The following is a 19,278-nucleotide window of genomic DNA, read 5'->3' as shown; positions in this document are numbered from 1 at the left end:
TTTTACAGTAAGATAACCTACATTTAATGCCTGGATAACCAGCTTGAATCAGTTGCTTTTCTTGGGCACACATTTGTGGGCTGTACAGCCTGCGGGTGTAAACTGTACAGCCCGCATTCGTGGGCTGTACGGCACACGAATGCGGGCTGAAGTCTTATTGTCTGCAAAGATACATTATCCTGCCTTTATTTGCAAATTTAGTAAGTATTATTTCTATAAAATAAAGCCATGTGACTTGGTAAATAAAGACGGAAAAATTTGTTCGGGCGAAGTGCTTGTCGTATCTTTGTATGGCTGTAGTGCAGCTTTCCTTTTACTGGAAATAATAATAAAAAAAGATGAAGATAACATTGCTCAGAGACGATGGCAAGGTAAATACCTTACGGACGTTGAAACTGGAGCTCCTTTTGGAGCTGATGAAAACGGAAGTCAAGGCGCAGCCCGTCTCAAAAATGAGGGAAGCGTTGAGATATACTCTTCCGGGAAATTCGATTGAAGAGGTGCGTAAAGTTCCCAAAGTGCTGCCTGCGGCAACTTTTGTCCGTAAAGAAGGGGTGATGACCTTGAACGAATATAATGGCGTAGTGATGATGGAGGTCAATAATCTTTCGGGAAGGACGGAAGCCGATGAGATAAAGGAAATGGTCAAAGAACTTCCGCAAACATTCCTCGCCTTCAACGGTTCCTCCGGCAAATCAGTAAAGGTATGGGTACGGTTCACCTATCCGGACGATCACTTGCCGGCATCGCGCGAGCAGGCGGAGTTTTTCCATGCGCATGCCTATCAGACGGCTGTGAAATATTATCAGCCGCAACTGCCTTTTGATATTGAACTGAAAGAGCCGTCGCTCGAACAATATTGCCGGCTGACATACGATCCCGAACTTTATTTCAATCCGGAAGCGATGCCCATTTACATGAAGCAACCCGTCAGCCTTCCGTCCGAAACAACTTTTATCAAACGGACGCGAGAAACCGATTCGCCTTTGCAGCGAATGGCACCCAGATATGAGAGTTATGAAGCATTGTCGGTACTTTTCTCAGCCGCATTCAACCGGGCACTCGAAGAATTGGACGGGTATCGGGGAGAAGAAGATATGCAACCGTTGCTGGTGTGTCTGGCAGGGCATTGTTTTCGGGCGGGTATCCCCGAAGAAGATACCGTGCGGTGGACGAAGGCGCATTACAGGCTTCCTTCGGACGACTTGTTGATTCGCGAAACTGTGAAAAGCGTGTATCGTACCGCCAAAGGGTTCGGCAAGAAGAGCAGTCTGACGGCCGAGCAACTTTTCGCTATGCAGATGGACGAATTTATGAAGCGTCGCTATGAATTCCGATATAATACGTTGACAACGGAAGTGGAATATCGCGAACGGAATAGTTTCAATTTCTATTTTCGTCCGGTAGACAAGCGGGTGCTGGCAAGTATCACGATGAACGCCATGTATGAAGGGGTGAAAATGTGGGACAGGGACGTAATCCGTTATCTGGATTCCGATCATGTGCCTGTCTATCAGCCTGTAGAGGAGTTTTTGTATCACTTGCCTCGCTGGGACGGTAAAGACCGGATTTTGGAACTGGCGAACCGCGTTCCCTGTGATAATCCGCACTGGGCGTCATTGTTCCGGCGATGGTTTCTAAGCATGATCGCCCATTGGAGGGGGATGGATAAGAAACATGCGAACAGTACTTCACCTTTGCTGATTGGCCCGCAGGCATACCGGAAATCAACTTTTTGCAGGATGCTTCTTCCGCCTGCTTTACAGGCTTATTATACGGACAGCATTGATTTCAGCCGGAAGCGGGATGCGGAGTTGTATCTGAACCGTTTTCTACTTATTAATATGGATGAATTCGACCAGATTAGTCCTACCCAGCAGGCTTTTCTGAAACATATTCTGCAAAAGCCGGTAGTGAACACGCGTCGTCCGAATGCTTCGGCGGTGGAAGAGCTTCGCCGGTATGCTTCGTTCATTGCCACGAGCAATCATCGGGATTTGTTGACGGATACTTCCGGTAGCCGTCGCTTCATCGGTATCTATATGACGGGAGTTATAGATGTGTCGCGTCCTATTGATTATGAACAACTGTATGCACAAGCGCTGGAGTTGCTTTATCATAACGAACGTTATTGGTTTGACTCCGAGGAAGAGGCTATCATGACGGAAAACAATCGTGAGTTTGAACAATCACCTGCCATCGAACAGTTGTTTATGGTTTATTATCGTGCGGCGGAAGAAGAGGAGGAAGGTGAATGGCTGCTGGCTATCGACATTCTGCGGCGGATTCAGAAAGCGAGTAAAATGACATTCTCCGCCAGGCAGGCTTCTTATTTCGGGCGTATCTTGCAACGGCTTGGAGTGAAATCCAAGCGGAAGACGTATGGTACGTATTATCATGTTGTTCCTTTGGAGGTGGAATAACCAAGCATGATAGATACCCCATTTTTGATGGTCTAAGTATGATAGATACCGTAAATAATAGTTATCTATCATGCTTATTGCTTTGTCTATGAGTGATTTATAAAAATGAATGAGAGTATGATAGTTATTTTTTACTCATAGAGAAGATATTTCTTTCTAATCTCCTTATAAACCTGTAATTCTTTTTGCCAGCTATTCCGGATAGTGTCTTCCGAATCCCCTCTAAGGATAGCTTTGCGTACACTATCCGTACCCAAAAGCAAATCAAACCATCGGGCACGGGAGAAGAAGGCTGCGCCTTCACCGGACAACCGGTAGAAATGCAGGAAGTAACGAAGTGTAAATCCGTTCACGTCATTCGCGTTCCGAAGGTCTTCTCCATAGCAAGCTACATTCTTGTGCATCGGGTTTTTGTCGAAACCGGCGAGGGAACGGGGAGTAAAAGTAAAATCTCCATATTTCTTGTTGGGGGCTCCCAACACTTGAAAAGGAAATGTAGTTCCCCGCCCCACGCTGACGCGGGTTGCTTCGAAAGGACAAAGTGAGGCGTAGAGACGGATGGACTGGTCATTCGGTAGATTAGGAGAGGGCTTTATGGGAAGTGAATAAGGTTCTCCGTGTTTCCATCCGGTCATTGGGATTACCCTTAGTGGACAAGGATTTTTCTTGTTGGCAATCCATCCTTCCCCGTTTATCATTTGTGCCAGTTCGCCGATGGTGCATCCGTGAAGCACCGGGATAGGGAGCATACCGACAAAACTTCGGTAAGCCGGTTTGAGTATCGGTCCTTCTACGTAATCACATGGATTGGGGCGGTCTAGTACAATCATCTCTTTATTGTTTTCTGCGCAGGCTTCCATCACATAGTACATAGTGCTGATATAAGTATAAAAGCGCGCTCCCACATCCTGAATATCAAATAAGATAACATCGATATCTTTTAGTTGGGCGGCAGTCGGCTTCTTGTTGTTGCCGTAAAGAGAAACGATGGAGACTCCGGTGCGCGAATCTTTTCCGTCTTTCACAGTCTCCCCCGCATCCGCATTTCCGCGGAAACCATGCTCGGGGGCAAATACTTTGATGATGCGGACGTTTCTTTTTATTAAGGTGTCAAGAAGATGAGTTTGATTCATTCCCACGACCGAAGTGTGGTTGACTACCATTCCGATGCGTTTTCCTTTCAACAACGGCAGATATTGCTCCATCTGTTCTGCTCCCGTGACAATTTGACTGCATACGTACAGTGGAAAGGACATAATGAACAGAAAAAAGAGAGTGAAAGAATTTCGAGTTTGCATATCGGTAATTTTTTTTGTAATATTGCACAAAAATATTAATTTCTCATCAAGAGAGCAAAAAAACAAGCATATGAATCCATACGAAATCATTGATAAGTATTATCCGGAGAACACAGAACAGCGTCAGATTTTAGTGATACACAGTCTTTCCGTATCGGGGAAAGCTATGAAAATACTGGATGCGCATCCCGAACTGCGTTTAAACCGGAGTTTTGTGAAAGAGGCTGCTCTCTTGCATGATATTGGCATTTTTCAGACGGATGCTCCGGCCATTCAGTGCTTTGGAGAGAATCCTTATATCGCCCACGGATATTTGGGGGCTGAGATTTTGCGGGCGGAAGGCTTTCCGCAACATGCGCTGGTCTGCGAACGTCATACGGGAGCAGGGCTTTCCTTGCAGGATATTATCGACCAGCAGCTTCCCATTCCTCACCGTGAGATGTTGCCTGTCACTATGGAAGAACAGTTGATTTGTTTTGCCGATAAATTCTTTTCTAAGACCCGTCTGGATGAAGAGAAGACAGTGGAAAAGGCACGGAAAAGTATTGCTAAATATGGAGAAGAGGGGTTAAGTCGCTTTGACAGATGGTGCTCTCTCTTTTTATAGCACTAAAAAATAATTAAATAACGGAGATTCTGACTCATTATTGGTGAAGTTTGTGTACTTTTGCCACTTCAAGCGTAAACTATTAGTTAATGGCGCCATTGAAAGCAAAAATACTTATATCATTTATACTGCTGATTGTCTTACTGATGCTTCCCGATGAGGCTACGTCTCAGCGTCGAAGAAGAGGAATGATTACGTCCAATACTGCACAGAAGGATTCCCTGAATGGGAATGACTCATTGAAGGCAGATACGGTTACGGTACGCATTGATTCCATCGCACCTGTTCAGAAGAAGCAACCGCTTGACGCACCGGTTGTATATGAATCTAACGACTCCACCGTATTTACTTTGGGTGGGTCTGCTACACTTTACGGTAGCGGAAAGGTCAATTATCAGAATATCGAACTGGCTGCCGAGGTTATTTCGATGAATCTGGATAGCAGTACTGTTCATGCCTATGGCATCAAGGACTCCACCGGAGTGGAAAAAGGTAAACCGGTATTTAAGGAAGGGGATACTTCCTATGATACGGAAACTATCCGCTATAATTTCAAGACTAAGAAAGCGGGAATCACCGATATCGTCACCCAACAGGGAGAAGGATACGTGACCGGTAGTAAGGCCAAGAAAGGCGCGAATGATGAAATTTTTATGGAGCACGGACGCTATACGACCTGCGATCATCACGATCATCCTCACTTTTATATGCAATTGACACGTGCGAAAGTACGTCCTAAAAAGAATGTGGTGACAGGGCCTGCCTATCTGGTGGTGGAAGATGTTCCTTTGCCGTTGGCTGTTCCGTTCTTTTTCTTCCCGTTCTCCAGCAGTTATTCTTCCGGTTTCATCATGCCGACTTATATGGACGACTCCAGCCGTGGTTTCGGTTTGGCCGAAGGGGGATACTATTTTGCCATCAGTGACATTATGGACTTGAAGATGACAGGGGATATTTTTACGAAAGGTTCGTGGAGACTTTCCGGACTGACTAATTATAACAAGCGCTATAAATATTCCGGTACGTTGCAGGCGGACTATCAGATTACCAAGACGGGGGATAAGGGAATGCCGGATTATGCGGTTGCCAAGGACTTCAAGGTGGTCTGGAACCATCGCCAGGATGCTAAAGCCAGCCCGAACAGTACTTTCTCCGCCAGTGTGAACTTCTCGACCAGTAGTTACGAACGTTCTAATATCAACAACCTTTATAACTCTCAGTTGTTGACACAGAATACCAAGACTTCAAGTATCAGTTACTCACGTAGTTTTCCCGATATCGGTCTGACATTGTCCGGAACGACCAATATCGCCCAGACAATGCGTGACTCTTCGGTTGCGGTGACGTTGCCCGACCTTAATATCACATTAAGCCGTCTGTTCCCTTTCAAACGTAAGAAAGCGGCAGGAGCCGAACGCTGGTATGAAAAGATTTCTGTCAGCTATTCAGGACGTTTGACGAACAGTATCCGCACGAAAGATGACCGTCTGTTCAAAGCCGGACTGAGTGAATGGGAGAATGCGATGAATCATAATATTCCCATTAGTGCCACTTTCACGTTGTTTAAATATTTGCAGGTCAATCCTTCGGTGAATTATACGGAACGCTGGTACACCCGTAAAATCAATCAGCATTACAACGAGGATACTCACAAGCTGGAATCATTGCCGGGCGATTCTCTCAATGGTTTTTATCGTGTATCCAATTACTCGGCAAGCTTGAGTTTGAGTACGAAGTTATATGGTATGTATAAACCGCTTTTTGCGAAGAAGAAGGAGATACAGATTCGTCACGTGTTCACGCCGCAAGTAAGTTTAAGTGGTGCTCCGGGATTCAGCAAGTACTGGGAAGAATATACGGATTATAACGGTAATACACAGTATTATTCTCCTTTCACCGGACAGCCTTATGGCGTGCCTTCGCGTGAGGGCTCGGGAACGGTAAGTTTCTCGATAGCTAATAACTTGGAGATGAAGTATTATGATGCGAAAAAAGATACGGTCAAGAAGGTTAGTCTTATTGATGATTTGAGCGCGAATATGTCTTATAATATGGCTGCCAAGGAAAGACCGTGGAGTGATTTGTCAATGAATCTACGTTTGAAGCTGACCAAGAATTATACCTTCAATATGAATGCCCAATTTGCTACCTATGCCTATACATTCGATAAAAATGGTAATGTGGTGACAAGTAACCGTACGGAATGGTCATACGGACGTTTCGGACGTTTTCAGGGCTATGGTTCTTCTTTCAACTATACTTTCAACAATGATACATGGAAGAAATGGTTCGGCCCGAAAGAGGATGAGAAAGGCAAGGATAAAAAGAAAGGGGATGGCGAGGATGATGATGCGGAAGGAACGGACGGAGAAGATGGTACTGCAACCAAGAAAGTGGAAAAGGCACAGGCAGACTCGGATGGTTATCAAGTGTTTAAAATGCCTTGGTCATTAAGTCTCAGTTATTCGTTTAACATTCGTGAAGATAGAACGAAGCCTATCAATCGTCATTCCATGCGATATCCTTATACTTATACGCATAATATTAATGCGAACGGAAATGTGAAGATTTCCAATAACTGGTCTTTATCTTTCAACTCAGGATATGATTTCCAGGCAAAAGAGATTACACAGACTTCCTGCACTATCTCCCGTGACTTGCACTGTTTCAATCTGTCGGCCAGTCTTTCGCCTTTTGGACGCTGGAAATACTATAATGTAACAATCCGTGCAAATGCAAGTATCCTGCAGGATTTGAAGTATGAGCAGAGAAGTCAGACACAAAGCAATATTCAGTGGTACTAAAATAAGTGGAGAGTTGAGTTGAGAATGGAAAGTGAAAGTTTTCCATTCTCAACTTATCCAATTACCATGTGATTTCAGTTTTTCCGTGTGCTTTCAGATAATCGTTTGCACGACTGAAATGTTTGTTTCCAAAGAAGCCATTGTAGGCGGAAAGGGGAGAAGGATGAGCGGAAGTAAGTACCAAGTGTTTGTTGCGATCAATAAATGCTCCTTTCTTTTGGGCATATGATCCCCACAGGATAAATACCAGGTTTTCTTTTTCTTCTGCTAAAGCGCGGATGGCAGCGTCGGTGAATGCTTCCCAACCACGGTTTTGGTGTGAGCCTGCTTGGTGGGCGCGTACGGTCAAGGTAGCGTTGAGTAGCAATACACCTTGTTCCGCCCAACGTGTCAGATTCCCCGTTGTGGGGGCGTCAGTGCCTATATCTGCTTTGATTTCTTTGAAGATATTCACCAATGAAGGGGGGAAGGGGACTCCGTCGTTCACAGAAAAACAGAGACCGTGTGCCTGTCCCGGTCCGTGGTAAGGATCTTGTCCGATGATTACAACTTTCACTTTGTCGAAAGGGCAAAGATTGAAAGCGTTGAATATCAGTCTTCCCGGCGGGAATATCTGATATTGGCTATACTCGCTTTTGACGAAATCGGTCAGTGTGCGAAAGTAGTCTTTGTCGAATTCGGGTGCCAGATGTGTTTTCCAGCTTTCTTCAATCTGTACGTTCATAGTAATTATATAAGATGTATTTCAAGTTCCGCACATTCCTTGCGCATATCTTCGGGCCAGATGCTGGCTTGTATTTCTCCGATATGGGCTTTGCGCAGGTAGAACATACACAAACGGGATTGTCCGATACCACCGCCGATAGATAATGGAAGGGTGTCGTTCATCAGTCGCTTGTGGAAATAAAGTTCAAGTCTTTTTTCTTCTTTCTCTTCTTTTAACTGACGTTGCAGGGCTTCTTTGTCTACACGGATACCCATGGATGACAGTTCGATGGAGCGTTGCAGCACATCGTCCCACAACAGCAGGTCACCGTTGAGTCCGGGAAGGTCGTTCAGGCCTTTTGTTGTGTAGTCATCATAGTCCGGTGCACGTCCGTCATGTTTCTTGCCGTCACTTAGTTTGCAACCTATACCTATGATAAATACGGCTCCGTATTTTTTGCAGATAGCATGTTCGCGGCATTTCGGTTCCAGGTCGGGATAGAGTTGGCGTAACTCTTCCGAGTGAATGAAGTGTAGCTTCTGTGGCAAGCATGGCTTGATTTGAGGATACATTTCATATACCATATATTCCGTGCGGATCATGGCCGCATAGATGCGGTTTACGATTTCCTTCAGGAAGTGTATGTTTCTGTCTTCGTTAGTGATGACACGTTCCCAGTCCCATTGGTCTACATAGAGGGAGTGGAGGTTGCCCAGTTCTTCATCAGAGCGGATGGCGTTCATGTCTGTATAAATGCCATATCCGGGTTCGATATGGTAATCGGCTAATGTCAGTCTTTTCCATTTAGCCAATGAATGAACCACTTCTGCTTGTGCGTCGCCCAGGTCTTTGATAGGGAAAGAAACAGGACGTTCTATTCCATTTAAGTCATCATTGATACCCATTCCTTTCAACACAAACAGGGGGGCAGTCACACGTCGGAGGCGCAATTCGGATGATAAGTTTAACTGGAAGAACTCTTTTATTTGTTTGATTCCCAGCTCGGTCTGTTTGAGGTCGAGTAGCGGGTTATAGTTCTTTGGTTTTATCAAGTAACTCATAGGTTTGTTGAATGTTAATTGTCGGCAAAGATAGGAATAAAATTGATATATGTAACGGATATTCTCTAAAAGATTGTCAAATTGATAAAGTAAGTGCTCTAAAGCATTTCAAAATAATAGAGACCGGATGATGAGAAGTGACATGAGAAGTATAAAAAAAGAAGAAACATTAGGAAAATGAGAAGTTTTTTTATACTTTTGCCATCGCATTTGAAAAGAATGGCCCCGTAGCTTAGTGAATAGAGCGTCAGATTCCGGTTCTGAAGGTCGTGCGTTTGAATCGCACCGGGGTCACATTAGAAAACCGCAATAACTTCATCAAGAAGTAGTTGCGGTTTTTCTTTATGATGTTTTCACTACTTGTCCGGTATCTGCTAAAAATATAAGTGATGATGTATTTATTCTTCTTCTTTTATCCGAGAAGTACAAACTAGTTTTTTATCAGTGTTTGCTGGAGTGTTTTTTTTATCATAATATTCCCACTCCCTTTCAAGTCTTTTGGCTACGTCTATTTTTTCGGTAAAGTAGACGGGGGCTTGCTTTGCTACGTCAAAAATGGAGTAGAAAAGAATTTCCTGTTCCTTTTCTTTTTCATCCGTATAATAATCTTTGGCTAAAAAAATCTTATACTTGCCATCTTCCCGAACACAGTATTCTTTATTCTTCTCGAGATTATAAGTACCAGAGACATCTGTTATATCCGTAGCATCAGGATTTTCCATTTCTACGATAATTTGTTTTGGTTCTCCCGTTTCCAGAGTCTCTGTTGAATCGTTATTGCAAGAGAATAACAGAACAACGAATAATAATTTAAGTAATTTCATATTTGTATTTTATAGGTTTTATATTTTTTCTTTGTTTACTGTGTTAAGCTTGATTTTATTTATAAAGTTTGCAAATGTACAACTTTTGCATTATATATTAACAGTAATTGAGGCTTGAGAATTAGAGCTTGGACATAGACGGAAAATCGGATTCTATGCCCAAGCTTGTTTTTTGAGGTTCTTAGCTTCTTGAGACTTGGAGTCCTTTTTCGGAAAGCGTCATTTCTACGAAGCGGGCACGAGGATTAGGAGCATGCTCCGTCAGTATCCGGCGGATTTGTCCTGCCGCTTGCGGGTCTTTGGCTATCATGTATAAGTAACCGCCCCCACCTGCTCCGGGAAGTTTGTATCCTAATGTATAATCCTTAATCATCTCGATAATAGCCGCTACTGCCGGTGGATTCGTGCCGCAGTCCAATGCCTGGTTTTGTATCCAGGTTTTGCCTACCAAATTGGCGAAACTACTAAAATTGCCGCGTAGAATAGCTTCGCTCATATCCATGGCGTGTGCTTTCATTTCAGCCAACAAGCTCAGATGCATACCCGAATTGAGGAACATGGAGCTGACAATCTCGGCCAATATGCCTTTGGCCGTGCGGGTGATTCCTGTATAGTATAGCAAGTGGCAGTCGCGATAATCGGGATGGACAAAGAGTTGGTCGGGTAGCCAGCGTACTAGAGGGTTTTGTTCAAAACCGGCTTCGGATTGGAGCAGTTTGACGCCTGAGAATACACCGCCGTATTGGTCTTGCCAACCACCGCCTGTGGTCAGGAGTTGTTCTAATACTAATGTGTAGCTGCAAATATCATTCTTGTCCCATGCCAGTCCGCAGAAATCGTTGATAGCTCCGAGAACGGTGGACGCCAGGATAGAACTGGTTCCCAAGCCGGAGCCTGCCGGGATGGCAGCCAATAGCGTAATTTCTATTCCCGAGCCGAAAGCTTTCAAATGCTCTTCCAACGAGGCGTAAACTTCAGCAGAGAACGCCGGTGCAAAGCCTGCCAGGCTAAGCGCTGCTTTGGGAATGGAGAACGGAGAGCCGACTTTCTTATAGTCTTGCAGTTCTTCATAATTCCTGATAATTTCCATTGCTCCCATGTCGATGGAGCGGAGTACGATGTGATATTCTTTACAGGGTTTCACATATACCTGTAATGGTGGCTGCCCGTTCAATTCGATGGCGAGATTAACTACACTTCCACCGGAATAGAGAGAATAGGGCGGAGTATCTGTCCATCCCCCGGCAACATCAATCCGCACGGGACTGCGTCCCCATACGATTTGGTCGGAATAGACACTGAGCACAGGACGGTTTTTGCGTTCCGGCATAACTCCCAGTAAACCGTCACGAAGCAATTGGAAAGCTGCCTGTTCTTCCTTTTGCCAGGAGTCGTCTCCACGTAACTTCATAATCCGTGCACGAAGCATCCGGTTGTGTATCCGGACCATTGGTGCGGCATCCTCTTTCAGAGCATTAGGAACATTTAAATCTAAACGTACAAATTCATTGGCAGCGTTCTGTAAATCGAGTTGATAGAAAACACTCTTTTCGTAGTTGGCTGCCAGCCCTTTCCAATTTTCTTTGCGGAAACTGCTGCGTTGTGTATAAAGGCGTTTAAGATTAGCGCCCGCCGAAATTTCATCAGCCGAAACTTTTTCTGCTTTCAACCAAAGTTCTTTTCCTTCTTTCAGTTGCGGCTCTGATGTCATCCAGCGTACTAATATACCCAGCTCTTCTACGGAAGCGACTTTTGGGAAAATGGAAGCTGCTTGCAAATCGTCCGTGCGTCCTTTTATGTCGTTCCATGTAATCCCTCTTTCTGCCATCCATTGTGGGAACGGGATATTGAGGTAAGTAGTCGTGGCTTTTTCCAACGCTCCTTTGAATACATCATCCAATCCATATGGGCGGGCTACGAAATCATGTTCCCCGACAGGAATAATATCCACACAGATACCATCCGGCAGACAAATGTCCCAATGATTCTCTGGTACTCCGGTGATGATTTGGCGGGACCCCAGTTTCCAGCCTTCTCCTATATGGCTGTTCTCAATCCAAAGGTTGGCATTATCGGCAGAAAGAGAAATCTGCGTGATGGAATTCTGAATGAAAATGGCCGGATTGGGCTTTACTTTCCGGTGCATGATTTTTCTTTGGTCGCGTACCTTATCCTGGATGGACAGTGTGGAAGAAATCAGTTCATGGCTTGTGCCATAGTGATAAAATTCTCCGCCTGGTAAAGGCAATATGGCTACGGACAGTTGGTTGATTTCTTTATCTTCTGTTTTGGGGTGCTCGCCCAAAGCCAGTCCGTAGTCCGAATATAAATCATAATAATTAATATCGTTCGTCCCTTCTTTTAATGAACGCTTCATCAATACTTCCACGGCACGGTCGCTCAGTATCCAAATGCCGATGTCCATCAGGAAAAGATGCGTCTTGGATAAACTCTCCAATTCTTCGAGTGAGGGTTTCTGCAACATGAAGTCAAGAACTTCCGGGCGCTTCCGGTCGGATACAAACACACCGTGGTGCGTTGCCAGGGATGGGTTCACCCAAAGACCGTAGCACACGACGTCTACATTGGGAATGTCTTGCAACGGCTTTTCCGAACGGATATACACATCTCCGCTGGCTATCAAAGTGTTCAGCCCGGCGGGGGCCTGCTTCATGATTCTTTCGTATAATGGGAGCTGTAATGACAGCAGATTCTGTCCTAATTTTTGTCCCCGTTCCCAACTGAAAATGGGAATGGGAGTTAATATCTTACCGGAAGGCCCGTAACTTGGCAGACGGCGACTTTGTCCGCCTGCATGAAGCAGTATTCTCTTCTCACGCCCTATCCAGTCGCTAAAAGTATCCTGAGGTGCGAATTCCTGATGGCAGGCTTGCAGCAGCCAGGTAGTTCCACCGCCGGAACCCAGTTTGCTTCCAATAGGGTCTGACGTACAAAACCAGTCGGCGTGATTCACTTCTTCCAGTTCGTGAAAACAATGGATTAAGTTAGGGGGTAAGGATAATAACTTTTGCATGGTAGAATCGGTATTTTAAAGATAAACGTATTAATGAATGAAACAGATGTTTATATGTCCAGGTTGTCCCAGGCATCACAAAGCGCTTGCATGGAGGGGAATAACAAACCGGCTCCCGCATCCAGTAATACCTGTCCGTTCAGCGGCCCTGTGTTTACAGCAATCGTGAAGATACCTGCTTTGTGTCCGGCTTCCACTCCCAACGGAGCATTCTCTATAACAACGGCTTCGTCCGCGTTCAATCCGCCTTTTTTAAGCGCCATCAGATAAGGTTCCGGATGCGGCTTGCCGTATTTTACATCGAATGCCGTAACCATCAGTTCCTTTTTGAACATTTCCGGAAAGTTATGTTCCAGTCGTTCGAGCAGTGATAGCTGACCTGAGCCGGTCACTACCATAGGAACCAGTCCCTCGCTCTTTATTTTCTGTAATAACTCCCATGCACCGGGCATACGTTCCGCTTCCGCATATGAGTTGAACAGGACGCTTTTCTCCTGATAGATGCTTTCTATCTCTTCCTGAGTAGCTTCTCTGCCCAATTCACGTTGAAATACGATATTGATAGTGGCAGCTCCCGTCCGTCCTTCGTGCATATACGCTTCTTCGCGGCTGAGAGTAAGCCCGTGAGATTTCATTACTTTATGCCAGGCTTCGGAATGATAAGGCATAGAGTTGAAAAGTACGCCGTCCATGTCGAACAGGACGGCTTTCAGTTTATTTTTCATACTCAGTACGTCGTAGAATCTTTTTTTTCGTAATACTTATTTTTTTATTATCATTTTCTTCAGTTCGGGCAGGGTGACGACTATATCATAGTGATTGCCTGATTTCGTTCCGATATATCTGTAAGCTACGCTTTTGTCATTATTGATACAGGTTTTCAAGAATACCTGGGTTGCCGGGTCGGACTGCGCCGCCAAATTTGCTACAATTCCTTTCTTTACTTCTTCCGCATTTGTTTCAATCTGACTGATGGGGCATACGTCTTCATCTACTTTACAGATATATACGACCGATTCGTCACTGAGTTCAATCTTCTCTATAAGAATTTCTTCACTTGCCTGCATCGGGAATTGCAAGTTCGCCATTTTCAGTTGCGCCTCGAGTTTGGCACGTTCGCTTTGTGACGGGTCGGATTCTGCCTTGAGAACTTCTTTCACTTCTTCGGGAGTGATGCCGCAAACCGCTTCTTCGCCCGAGTCTTTTCCTACGAACTTCATTTGAAGTCCTGCGTTACATTCGGCTACCAGTTTTAGCATTTCTTTGACATCCTTCGCCGGATTCCGGAACATAATTTTTATGGACTCTTTCATGCTTTCGGGATTGTCTTTCAATATGGCTATATCGGTAATACTCTCATTCATATTGAGCGTGTACACTACATTACCGCCATCATAAACGATGCTGGTAATTGTTCCGACTTCTCCCATGTCCATTGGGCATTGTTTATTTGCGATGGCAATCACTGCTTTGAGTTTGCTTTCCTGACAACTGCTGATTGATACCATCAATAATAATAAGCTACATAGTAGCACGAATCCGTAGGATTTCTTTAATAGATTCCGTTCCATTTTGTTATTTTTTTAGTTGAGTCGTTTTTTTAACTATCTCTATATACGAGACAAAGATAATGATAAAAAATGAGAGATGAAGTAGAATGCCAAGATAGTTGTAAACAAGGCTATTATGTGATTAACTACACAAATGTTTGTTGTTTAGAAGATTATGTGTATTTTTGTAGCATTATAAACTCGACGATAGCATGAAAAAGAGAGTATTATTGTTGCTACCATTGTTTTTAGGCGCTTGTTCCAATAGCGGGGAAAGTCCTGTGATTAAAATCGAAAAGCTATATGTGAAGGCTGAATCGAATAGTGATGGAGCTAAGGAAGAAGACTATGCCAATAAGATGGATGAACTGCCGGACTTGAAAGTGGGTGATGAAGTAAAAGCCCTTTTGTTTTTGGATGGGAACGGTGCCGAACTGAAAACCTTTAAACTTCAGAACGATGACGAACTGGATACCAAACTTTTCTATGAAAAGACAGAAGTATCTACCGAAGGAAATCTGACGGATGAAGAGAAAGGACAACTGCGTTTTAAAGACGGTGTGAAGCAAACCAGAATTATGGTGCGGGCTACCATTGAGCATGTGGATAAGAATGGTGATGTAAGACTGGAATTCTATCTTTCCTCTAAAGCTGAATGTGAAGGAGCTCAAGAAGAAATCGGCTTAAAAACAAAAGTCGATGACGAAAAAGAATAAAGGTGACGAAGAAGAATAAAAACAACTTCGGTACAGTATATAAAAAAAGAAGCGATTTACAGAAAATCGCTTCTTTTTTTATATACAGACTTTATTCTATTACAGTTTAGCACGAATAGCTTTAGATTCTTCTTCGTAACCCGGTTTGTTGAGCAGAGCAAACATATTCTTCTTGTATGCTTCTACGCCCGGTTGATTGAACGGATTCACGCCCAGCAGATAACCGCTGATACCGCAAGCCTTTTCGAAGAAATACAGCAGACCGCCGATATTGTATTCGCTCAATGAAGGGAGAACGATACGCATATTAGGTACGCCACCATCTACGTGAGCCAACTGAGTGCCGAGTTCCGCCATCTTGTTCACTTCGTCCACACGTTTGCCGGCTAAGAAATTCAGACCGTCGAGGTTAGCCTCGTCAGAAGGAACTTCCAGTTTATGGTCTACCTTATCCAGTGAGATGACAGTTTCGAAGATAGAACGTTCACCTTCCTGAATCCATTGTCCCATAGAGTGAAGGTCGGTAGAGAAGTCTACTGATGCAGGGAAAATCCCCTTGTTGTCTTTACCTTCTGATTCTCCGTAAAGCTGTTTCCACCATTCGCTTACATAATGCAGTTTCGGGCAGAAGTTGACGAGAATTTCGATTTTCTTTCCGCTTCTGTACAGTTCGTTACGGGTAGCGGCATAGATAGCAGCAGGGTTTTCGGCAAACGGAACGTCTGCACCGCATGCTTTTTCCATATCGGCAGCACCGGCAACCAGCTTTTCAATATCGAATCCGGCAACTGCAATCGGCAGCAAACCAACCGGAGTCAGAACAGAGAAGCGTCCGCCTACGTTATCGGGGATGATGAATGTCTTGTATCCTTCCTTATCGGCAGTAACACGTGCAGCACCTTTCTTGGCGTCTGTAACGGCTACGATAACCTGCTTTGCAGTTTCCTTGCCACGTTGGTCTTCGCATTGTTTTTTCAACAGACGGAACGCAAGTGCTGTTTCGGTTGTTGTTCCCGATTTGGAGATATTGATAACACCGAACTTCTTGTCTTTCAGATATTCAGTGAGTTCATACAGATAGTCTTCGCTGATATTATGTCCGGCATAAATCATGACAGGAGCCGTTTTCTTGTCTTGCAACCAGGTGAAACTGTTAGACAACGCTTCGATTACAGCACGCGCGCCCAGATAGCTGCCACCGATACCGGCAATGATTACTACTTCGCAATTATCCCTCAATACTTTTGCAGTAGCATTCAGATCTTCCAGATGTTCTTTGGTGATAGAAGAAGGCAGGTGTAACCATCCTAAAAAGTCATTACCTTTGCCTGTTCCTTTTTCAAGCATTTCCTGTGCGGCTTTTACTTCAGTTTCGTAAGCAAAAACCTTTTCTTTGGAGATAAATCCAAAAGTCTTTTCAATGTTCAAGCTAATCATATCGTTCTTGTTTAAAGGTTATCTAAAAGAATCAGTTAGTAATTTAATCTCGATCATAGGCGAGATACGTTCATACAGGATGTTGTATACAGCGTCCAGTATCGGCATATTGACATGATGATGCTTGTTGATTTCTTTGATACACTTCGTACCGTAGTAACCTTCGGCAATCATTTCCATTTCAATCTGTGCGCTTTTTACGGAATATCCTTTTCCTATCATCGTACCGAATGTCCGGTTACGGCTGAAGTTGGAATATCCCGTCACCAGCAAGTCACCCAGATAAACAGATTCATCCACGTTTCTGTTCAGTGGATGCACCGTATTCAGGAAACGGTTCATTTCCTGGATGGCGTTGGAAATCAGTACGGCCTGAAAGTTGTCGCCATATTTCAGTCCGCTGCAGATACCGGCGGCGATGGCATACACATTTTTGAGTACCGAGCTGTATTCGATGCCTGCGACGTCATCGCTGACAGATGTCTTGATAAAACTGCTTCCCAGCCGACGCGCGAAGATACGTGCTTTGTCTTTGTCCGGACAGGCGATGGTCAGGTAAGAAAGGCGTTCCAGGGCTACCTCTTCTGCGTGGCAGGGACCTGCCAGTACAGCGATGTTTTCGGGAGGGACGCCATATTCTTTGGTGAAGTATTCTGATACGATAACGTTATCATCGGGTACGATTCCTTTGATAGCGGTGATGATAAACTTATCCCTTATCTTGGTTTTCAGCTTTTTCAGGTGAGCCTTCAGATAAGGGGACGGAGTGACGAAAATCAGCGTATCCGATTCTTTCACAACATCATTGATGTTGGAACTGAAAGTGATACGCTTTGTGTCGAATTTCACTCCTGTCAGATAAGCCGGATTGTGCCCTAATCTCTTGAAATCGGCGATACGGTCATCGCGTCGCATATACCAATTGATAGAGTCTTCTTGAGCCAGACACATCTTCGCAATAGCTGTGGCCCAACTTCCACCGCCCATTATCGCTATCTTACCGGGTAATTTCATTTGTATGGATTTGGATGAAGAACTTATTTAATTTTCTGTATCCATTCAGTTACATCGTTTACCGACGGATTGGCCAATTCTAATTTGTATTTCTTGTTGATGCCGCAAATGTCTTGATGCAGTTTTTGCACATTGACATCTTTCATGTCTTCTACAGTGTTGTAGCCGGCTTTCTGAATAACCGGAACCCATTCTTCTGCGATTCCCAATTCCATATATTTGGCGGCTGCATCTTTCTTCACTACCTTTTCCGGACGCATTTGCGGGAAGAATAGTACTTCCTGGATAGTAGTCTGACCGGTCATTAACATAACCAGACGGTCGATACCGATACCGATACCCGATGTTGGAGGCATACCATATTGTAAAGAACGCAGGAAGTCCTGGTCGATAATCATTGCTTCGTCGTCACCCTTGTCAGCCAGGCGCATCTGTTCTTTGAAACGCTCTTCCTGATCAATCGGGTCGTTCAATTCCGAGTAGGCGTTAGCAAGTTCCTTGCCGTTCACCATCAATTCGAAACGTTCGGTCAGCCCCGGTTTGGAACGGTGCATTTTGGTCAGCGGAGACATTTCAACAGGATAATCGGTGATGAAAGTCGGCTGGATGTAAGTACCTTCGCAGAATTCGCCGAAGATTTCGTCAATCAGCTTGCCTTTACCCATTGTGTCGTCGATTTCCTCCATCTTCAGTTCCTTGCAGACTTGGCGGATTTCTTCTTCACTCTTGCCGTTCAGGTCGTATCCGGTCTTTTCCTTGATGGCATCAAGGATAGGCAGACGGCGGTAAGGAGCTTTGAAACTGATAGTCTTTCCGTCAACAACGCTTTCCGTACAACCGTTTACAGCGATACAGATACGTTCCAGCAGTTTTTCGGTGAAATTCATCATCCAGTTATAATCCTTGTACTGGACATAAAGTTCCATGCAGGTAAATTCCGGATTGTGAGTTTTATCCATACCCTCGTTGCGGAAGTTCTTGCCGATTTCATATACACCTTCAAAACCGCCTACAATCAGTCTCTTCAGATAAAGTTCCGTTGCGATGCGCAGGTAAAGGTCTATATCCAGTGAGTTATGGTGAGTGATGAACGGACGTGCGCTTGCTCCGCCGGCGATGGATTGCAGGATAGGAGTTTCCACTTCAGTATATCCGGCTTCATCGAGAGCGTTGCGCAGTGTTTTCACTACGGTGGCACGCTTCAGGAATGTTTCTTTTACGCCATCGTTTACCACCAGGTCTACATAGCGTTGGCGGTAACGGAGTTCGGGATCTTCAAAAGAGTCGTAAGCTACACCGTCTTTGTATTTTACGATAGGTAGCGGTTTGATAGATTTTGCAAGTACGGTCAGTTTCTTTGCATGGATACTGATTTCACCCATTTGTGTGCGGAATACAAAACCTTCGATACCGATAAAGTCACCTAAGTCGAGCAGGCGTTTGAATACAGCGTTGTACAATTCCTTGTCTTCTCCCGGGCAGATGTCATCACGGGTGATGTACACCTGGATACGGCCTTTAGAGTCCTGCAATTCGATAAAAGAAGCTTTACCCATTACGCGGCGGCTCATGATACGACCGGCTACGGAAACCTGGCGCGGCTCGTCCTCATCTTTGAATTCAGCTTTGATATCTGTAGAGAAAGCATTGGTTACATACTCTGCTGCAGGGTATGGGTCGATACCCATTGCACGAAGCTCATTCAGGCTGTTGCGTCGAATGATTTCCTGTTCACTTAGTTCTAGTATATTCATTTCGTTACGTATTAACTCAATTTTGTGGGCAAAAATACGAAACTTTTCTC

The 19,278-nt window shown here is 44.6% G+C and carries 14 protein-coding genes and 1 tRNA gene; 5 read left to right on the top strand and 10 right to left on the bottom strand.

The genetic code is table 11. The annotated features are described in order from the left end of the window. Positions 1-338: 338 nt before the first annotated feature. Positions 339-2,423, top strand: a complete 2,085-nt coding sequence (locus tag ACGHVY_RS15120; protein WP_390599617.1) for a BT4734/BF3469 family protein — start codon at positions 339-341, stop codon at positions 2,421-2,423. 131 nt (positions 2,424-2,554) lie between these two features. Here ACGHVY_RS15120 and ACGHVY_RS15115 read toward each other — a convergent pair whose 3' ends face one another. Beyond that, complete coding sequence (locus ACGHVY_RS15115) at positions 2,555-3,721, bottom strand: exo-beta-N-acetylmuramidase NamZ domain-containing protein (RefSeq protein ID WP_390599616.1); 1,167 nt, start codon at positions 3,719-3,721, stop codon at positions 2,555-2,557. 70 nt (positions 3,722-3,791) lie between these two features. On the opposite strand from ACGHVY_RS15115, the gene ACGHVY_RS15110 reads away from it, so the two are divergent. Both ACGHVY_RS15110 and ACGHVY_RS15105 read left to right on the top strand, forming a co-directional pair. Continuing rightward, complete coding sequence (locus tag ACGHVY_RS15110; RefSeq protein ID WP_308745391.1) at positions 3,792-4,328, top strand: HDIG domain-containing metalloprotein; 537 nt, start codon at positions 3,792-3,794, stop codon at positions 4,326-4,328. Positions 4,329-4,417: 89 nt separating this feature from the next. Then, positions 4,418-7,132, top strand: coding sequence for a putative LPS assembly protein LptD (locus ACGHVY_RS15105; RefSeq protein WP_308745390.1), 2,715 nt, complete (start codon positions 4,418-4,420; stop codon positions 7,130-7,132). A 61-nt stretch (positions 7,133-7,193) separates the two neighbouring features. Here ACGHVY_RS15105 and ung read toward each other — a convergent pair whose 3' ends face one another. Together ung and asnA are read right to left on the bottom strand one after the other, a co-directional pair. Continuing rightward, positions 7,194-7,856, bottom strand: a complete 663-nt coding sequence (gene ung / locus ACGHVY_RS15100; protein ID WP_308745389.1) for a uracil-DNA glycosylase — start codon at positions 7,854-7,856, stop codon at positions 7,194-7,196. A 5-nt stretch (positions 7,857-7,861) separates the two neighbouring features. Beyond that, positions 7,862-8,899, bottom strand: a complete 1,038-nt coding sequence (gene asnA / locus ACGHVY_RS15095; RefSeq protein WP_308745388.1) for an aspartate--ammonia ligase — start codon at positions 8,897-8,899, stop codon at positions 7,862-7,864. 221 nt (positions 8,900-9,120) lie between these two features. On the opposite strand from asnA, the gene ACGHVY_RS15090 reads away from it, so the two are divergent. After that, positions 9,121-9,193: transfer RNA gene (locus tag ACGHVY_RS15090), tRNA-Arg, on the top strand. 104 nt (positions 9,194-9,297) lie between these two features. Here ACGHVY_RS15090 and ACGHVY_RS15085 read toward each other — a convergent pair. From ACGHVY_RS15085 to ACGHVY_RS15070, 4 genes are all read right to left on the bottom strand, one after another. Next, the gene (locus ACGHVY_RS15085) at positions 9,298-9,723 is read right to left on the bottom strand and encodes a hypothetical protein (RefSeq protein WP_390599615.1); all 426 of its coding nucleotides are present in this window, start codon (positions 9,721-9,723) and stop codon (positions 9,298-9,300) included. A 181-nt stretch (positions 9,724-9,904) separates the two neighbouring features. After that, positions 9,905-12,757 (bottom strand): bifunctional fucokinase/fucose-1-phosphate guanylyltransferase, encoded by a 2,853-nt coding sequence (locus tag ACGHVY_RS15080; protein ID WP_390599614.1) that lies wholly within the window; start codon positions 12,755-12,757, stop codon positions 9,905-9,907. A gap of 50 nt (positions 12,758-12,807) precedes the next feature. Beyond that, entirely contained in the window at positions 12,808-13,482 is a 675-nt protein-coding gene (locus ACGHVY_RS15075; protein ID WP_390599613.1) for an HAD family hydrolase, read from the bottom strand. A gap of 36 nt (positions 13,483-13,518) precedes the next feature. Next, complete coding sequence (locus tag ACGHVY_RS15070; protein WP_308745384.1) at positions 13,519-14,328, bottom strand: hypothetical protein; 810 nt, start codon at positions 14,326-14,328, stop codon at positions 13,519-13,521. Between the two features lie 191 nt (positions 14,329-14,519). On the opposite strand from ACGHVY_RS15070, the gene ACGHVY_RS15065 reads away from it, so the two are divergent. Continuing rightward, on the top strand, positions 14,520-15,023 hold the full coding sequence (locus tag ACGHVY_RS15065) for a DUF5035 domain-containing protein (RefSeq protein WP_308745383.1): 504 nt from the start codon (positions 14,520-14,522) through the stop codon (positions 15,021-15,023). 99 nt (positions 15,024-15,122) lie between these two features. Here the strand turns inward: ACGHVY_RS15065 and ACGHVY_RS15060 are convergent, their stop codons facing one another. The 3 genes from ACGHVY_RS15060 to lysS are packed head-to-tail and all read right to left on the bottom strand — an operon-like array spanning position 15,123 to position 19,228. Beyond that, a complete protein-coding gene (locus tag ACGHVY_RS15060) occupies positions 15,123-16,460 on the bottom strand; it encodes a glucose-6-phosphate isomerase (RefSeq protein WP_390599612.1) in 1,338 nt (445 codons plus the stop codon). Positions 16,461-16,478: 18 nt separating this feature from the next. Continuing rightward, entirely contained in the window at positions 16,479-17,474 is a 996-nt protein-coding gene (locus tag ACGHVY_RS15055) for an NAD(P)H-dependent glycerol-3-phosphate dehydrogenase (protein ID WP_308745381.1), read from the bottom strand. A gap of 23 nt (positions 17,475-17,497) precedes the next feature. Then, positions 17,498-19,228, bottom strand: coding sequence for a lysine--tRNA ligase (lysS, locus tag ACGHVY_RS15050; protein ID WP_390599611.1), 1,731 nt, complete (start codon positions 19,226-19,228; stop codon positions 17,498-17,500). Positions 19,229-19,278: the final 50 nt, after the last annotated feature.

It is taken from the genome of Bacteroides sp. f07 (genome assembly GCF_042854785.1).
In the GTDB taxonomy this organism is placed as follows: domain Bacteria; phylum Bacteroidota; class Bacteroidia; order Bacteroidales; family Bacteroidaceae; genus Bacteroides.
Note: the sequence above shows the minus strand (reverse complement) of the source record. Positions and strands in the feature narration are given on the sequence as shown.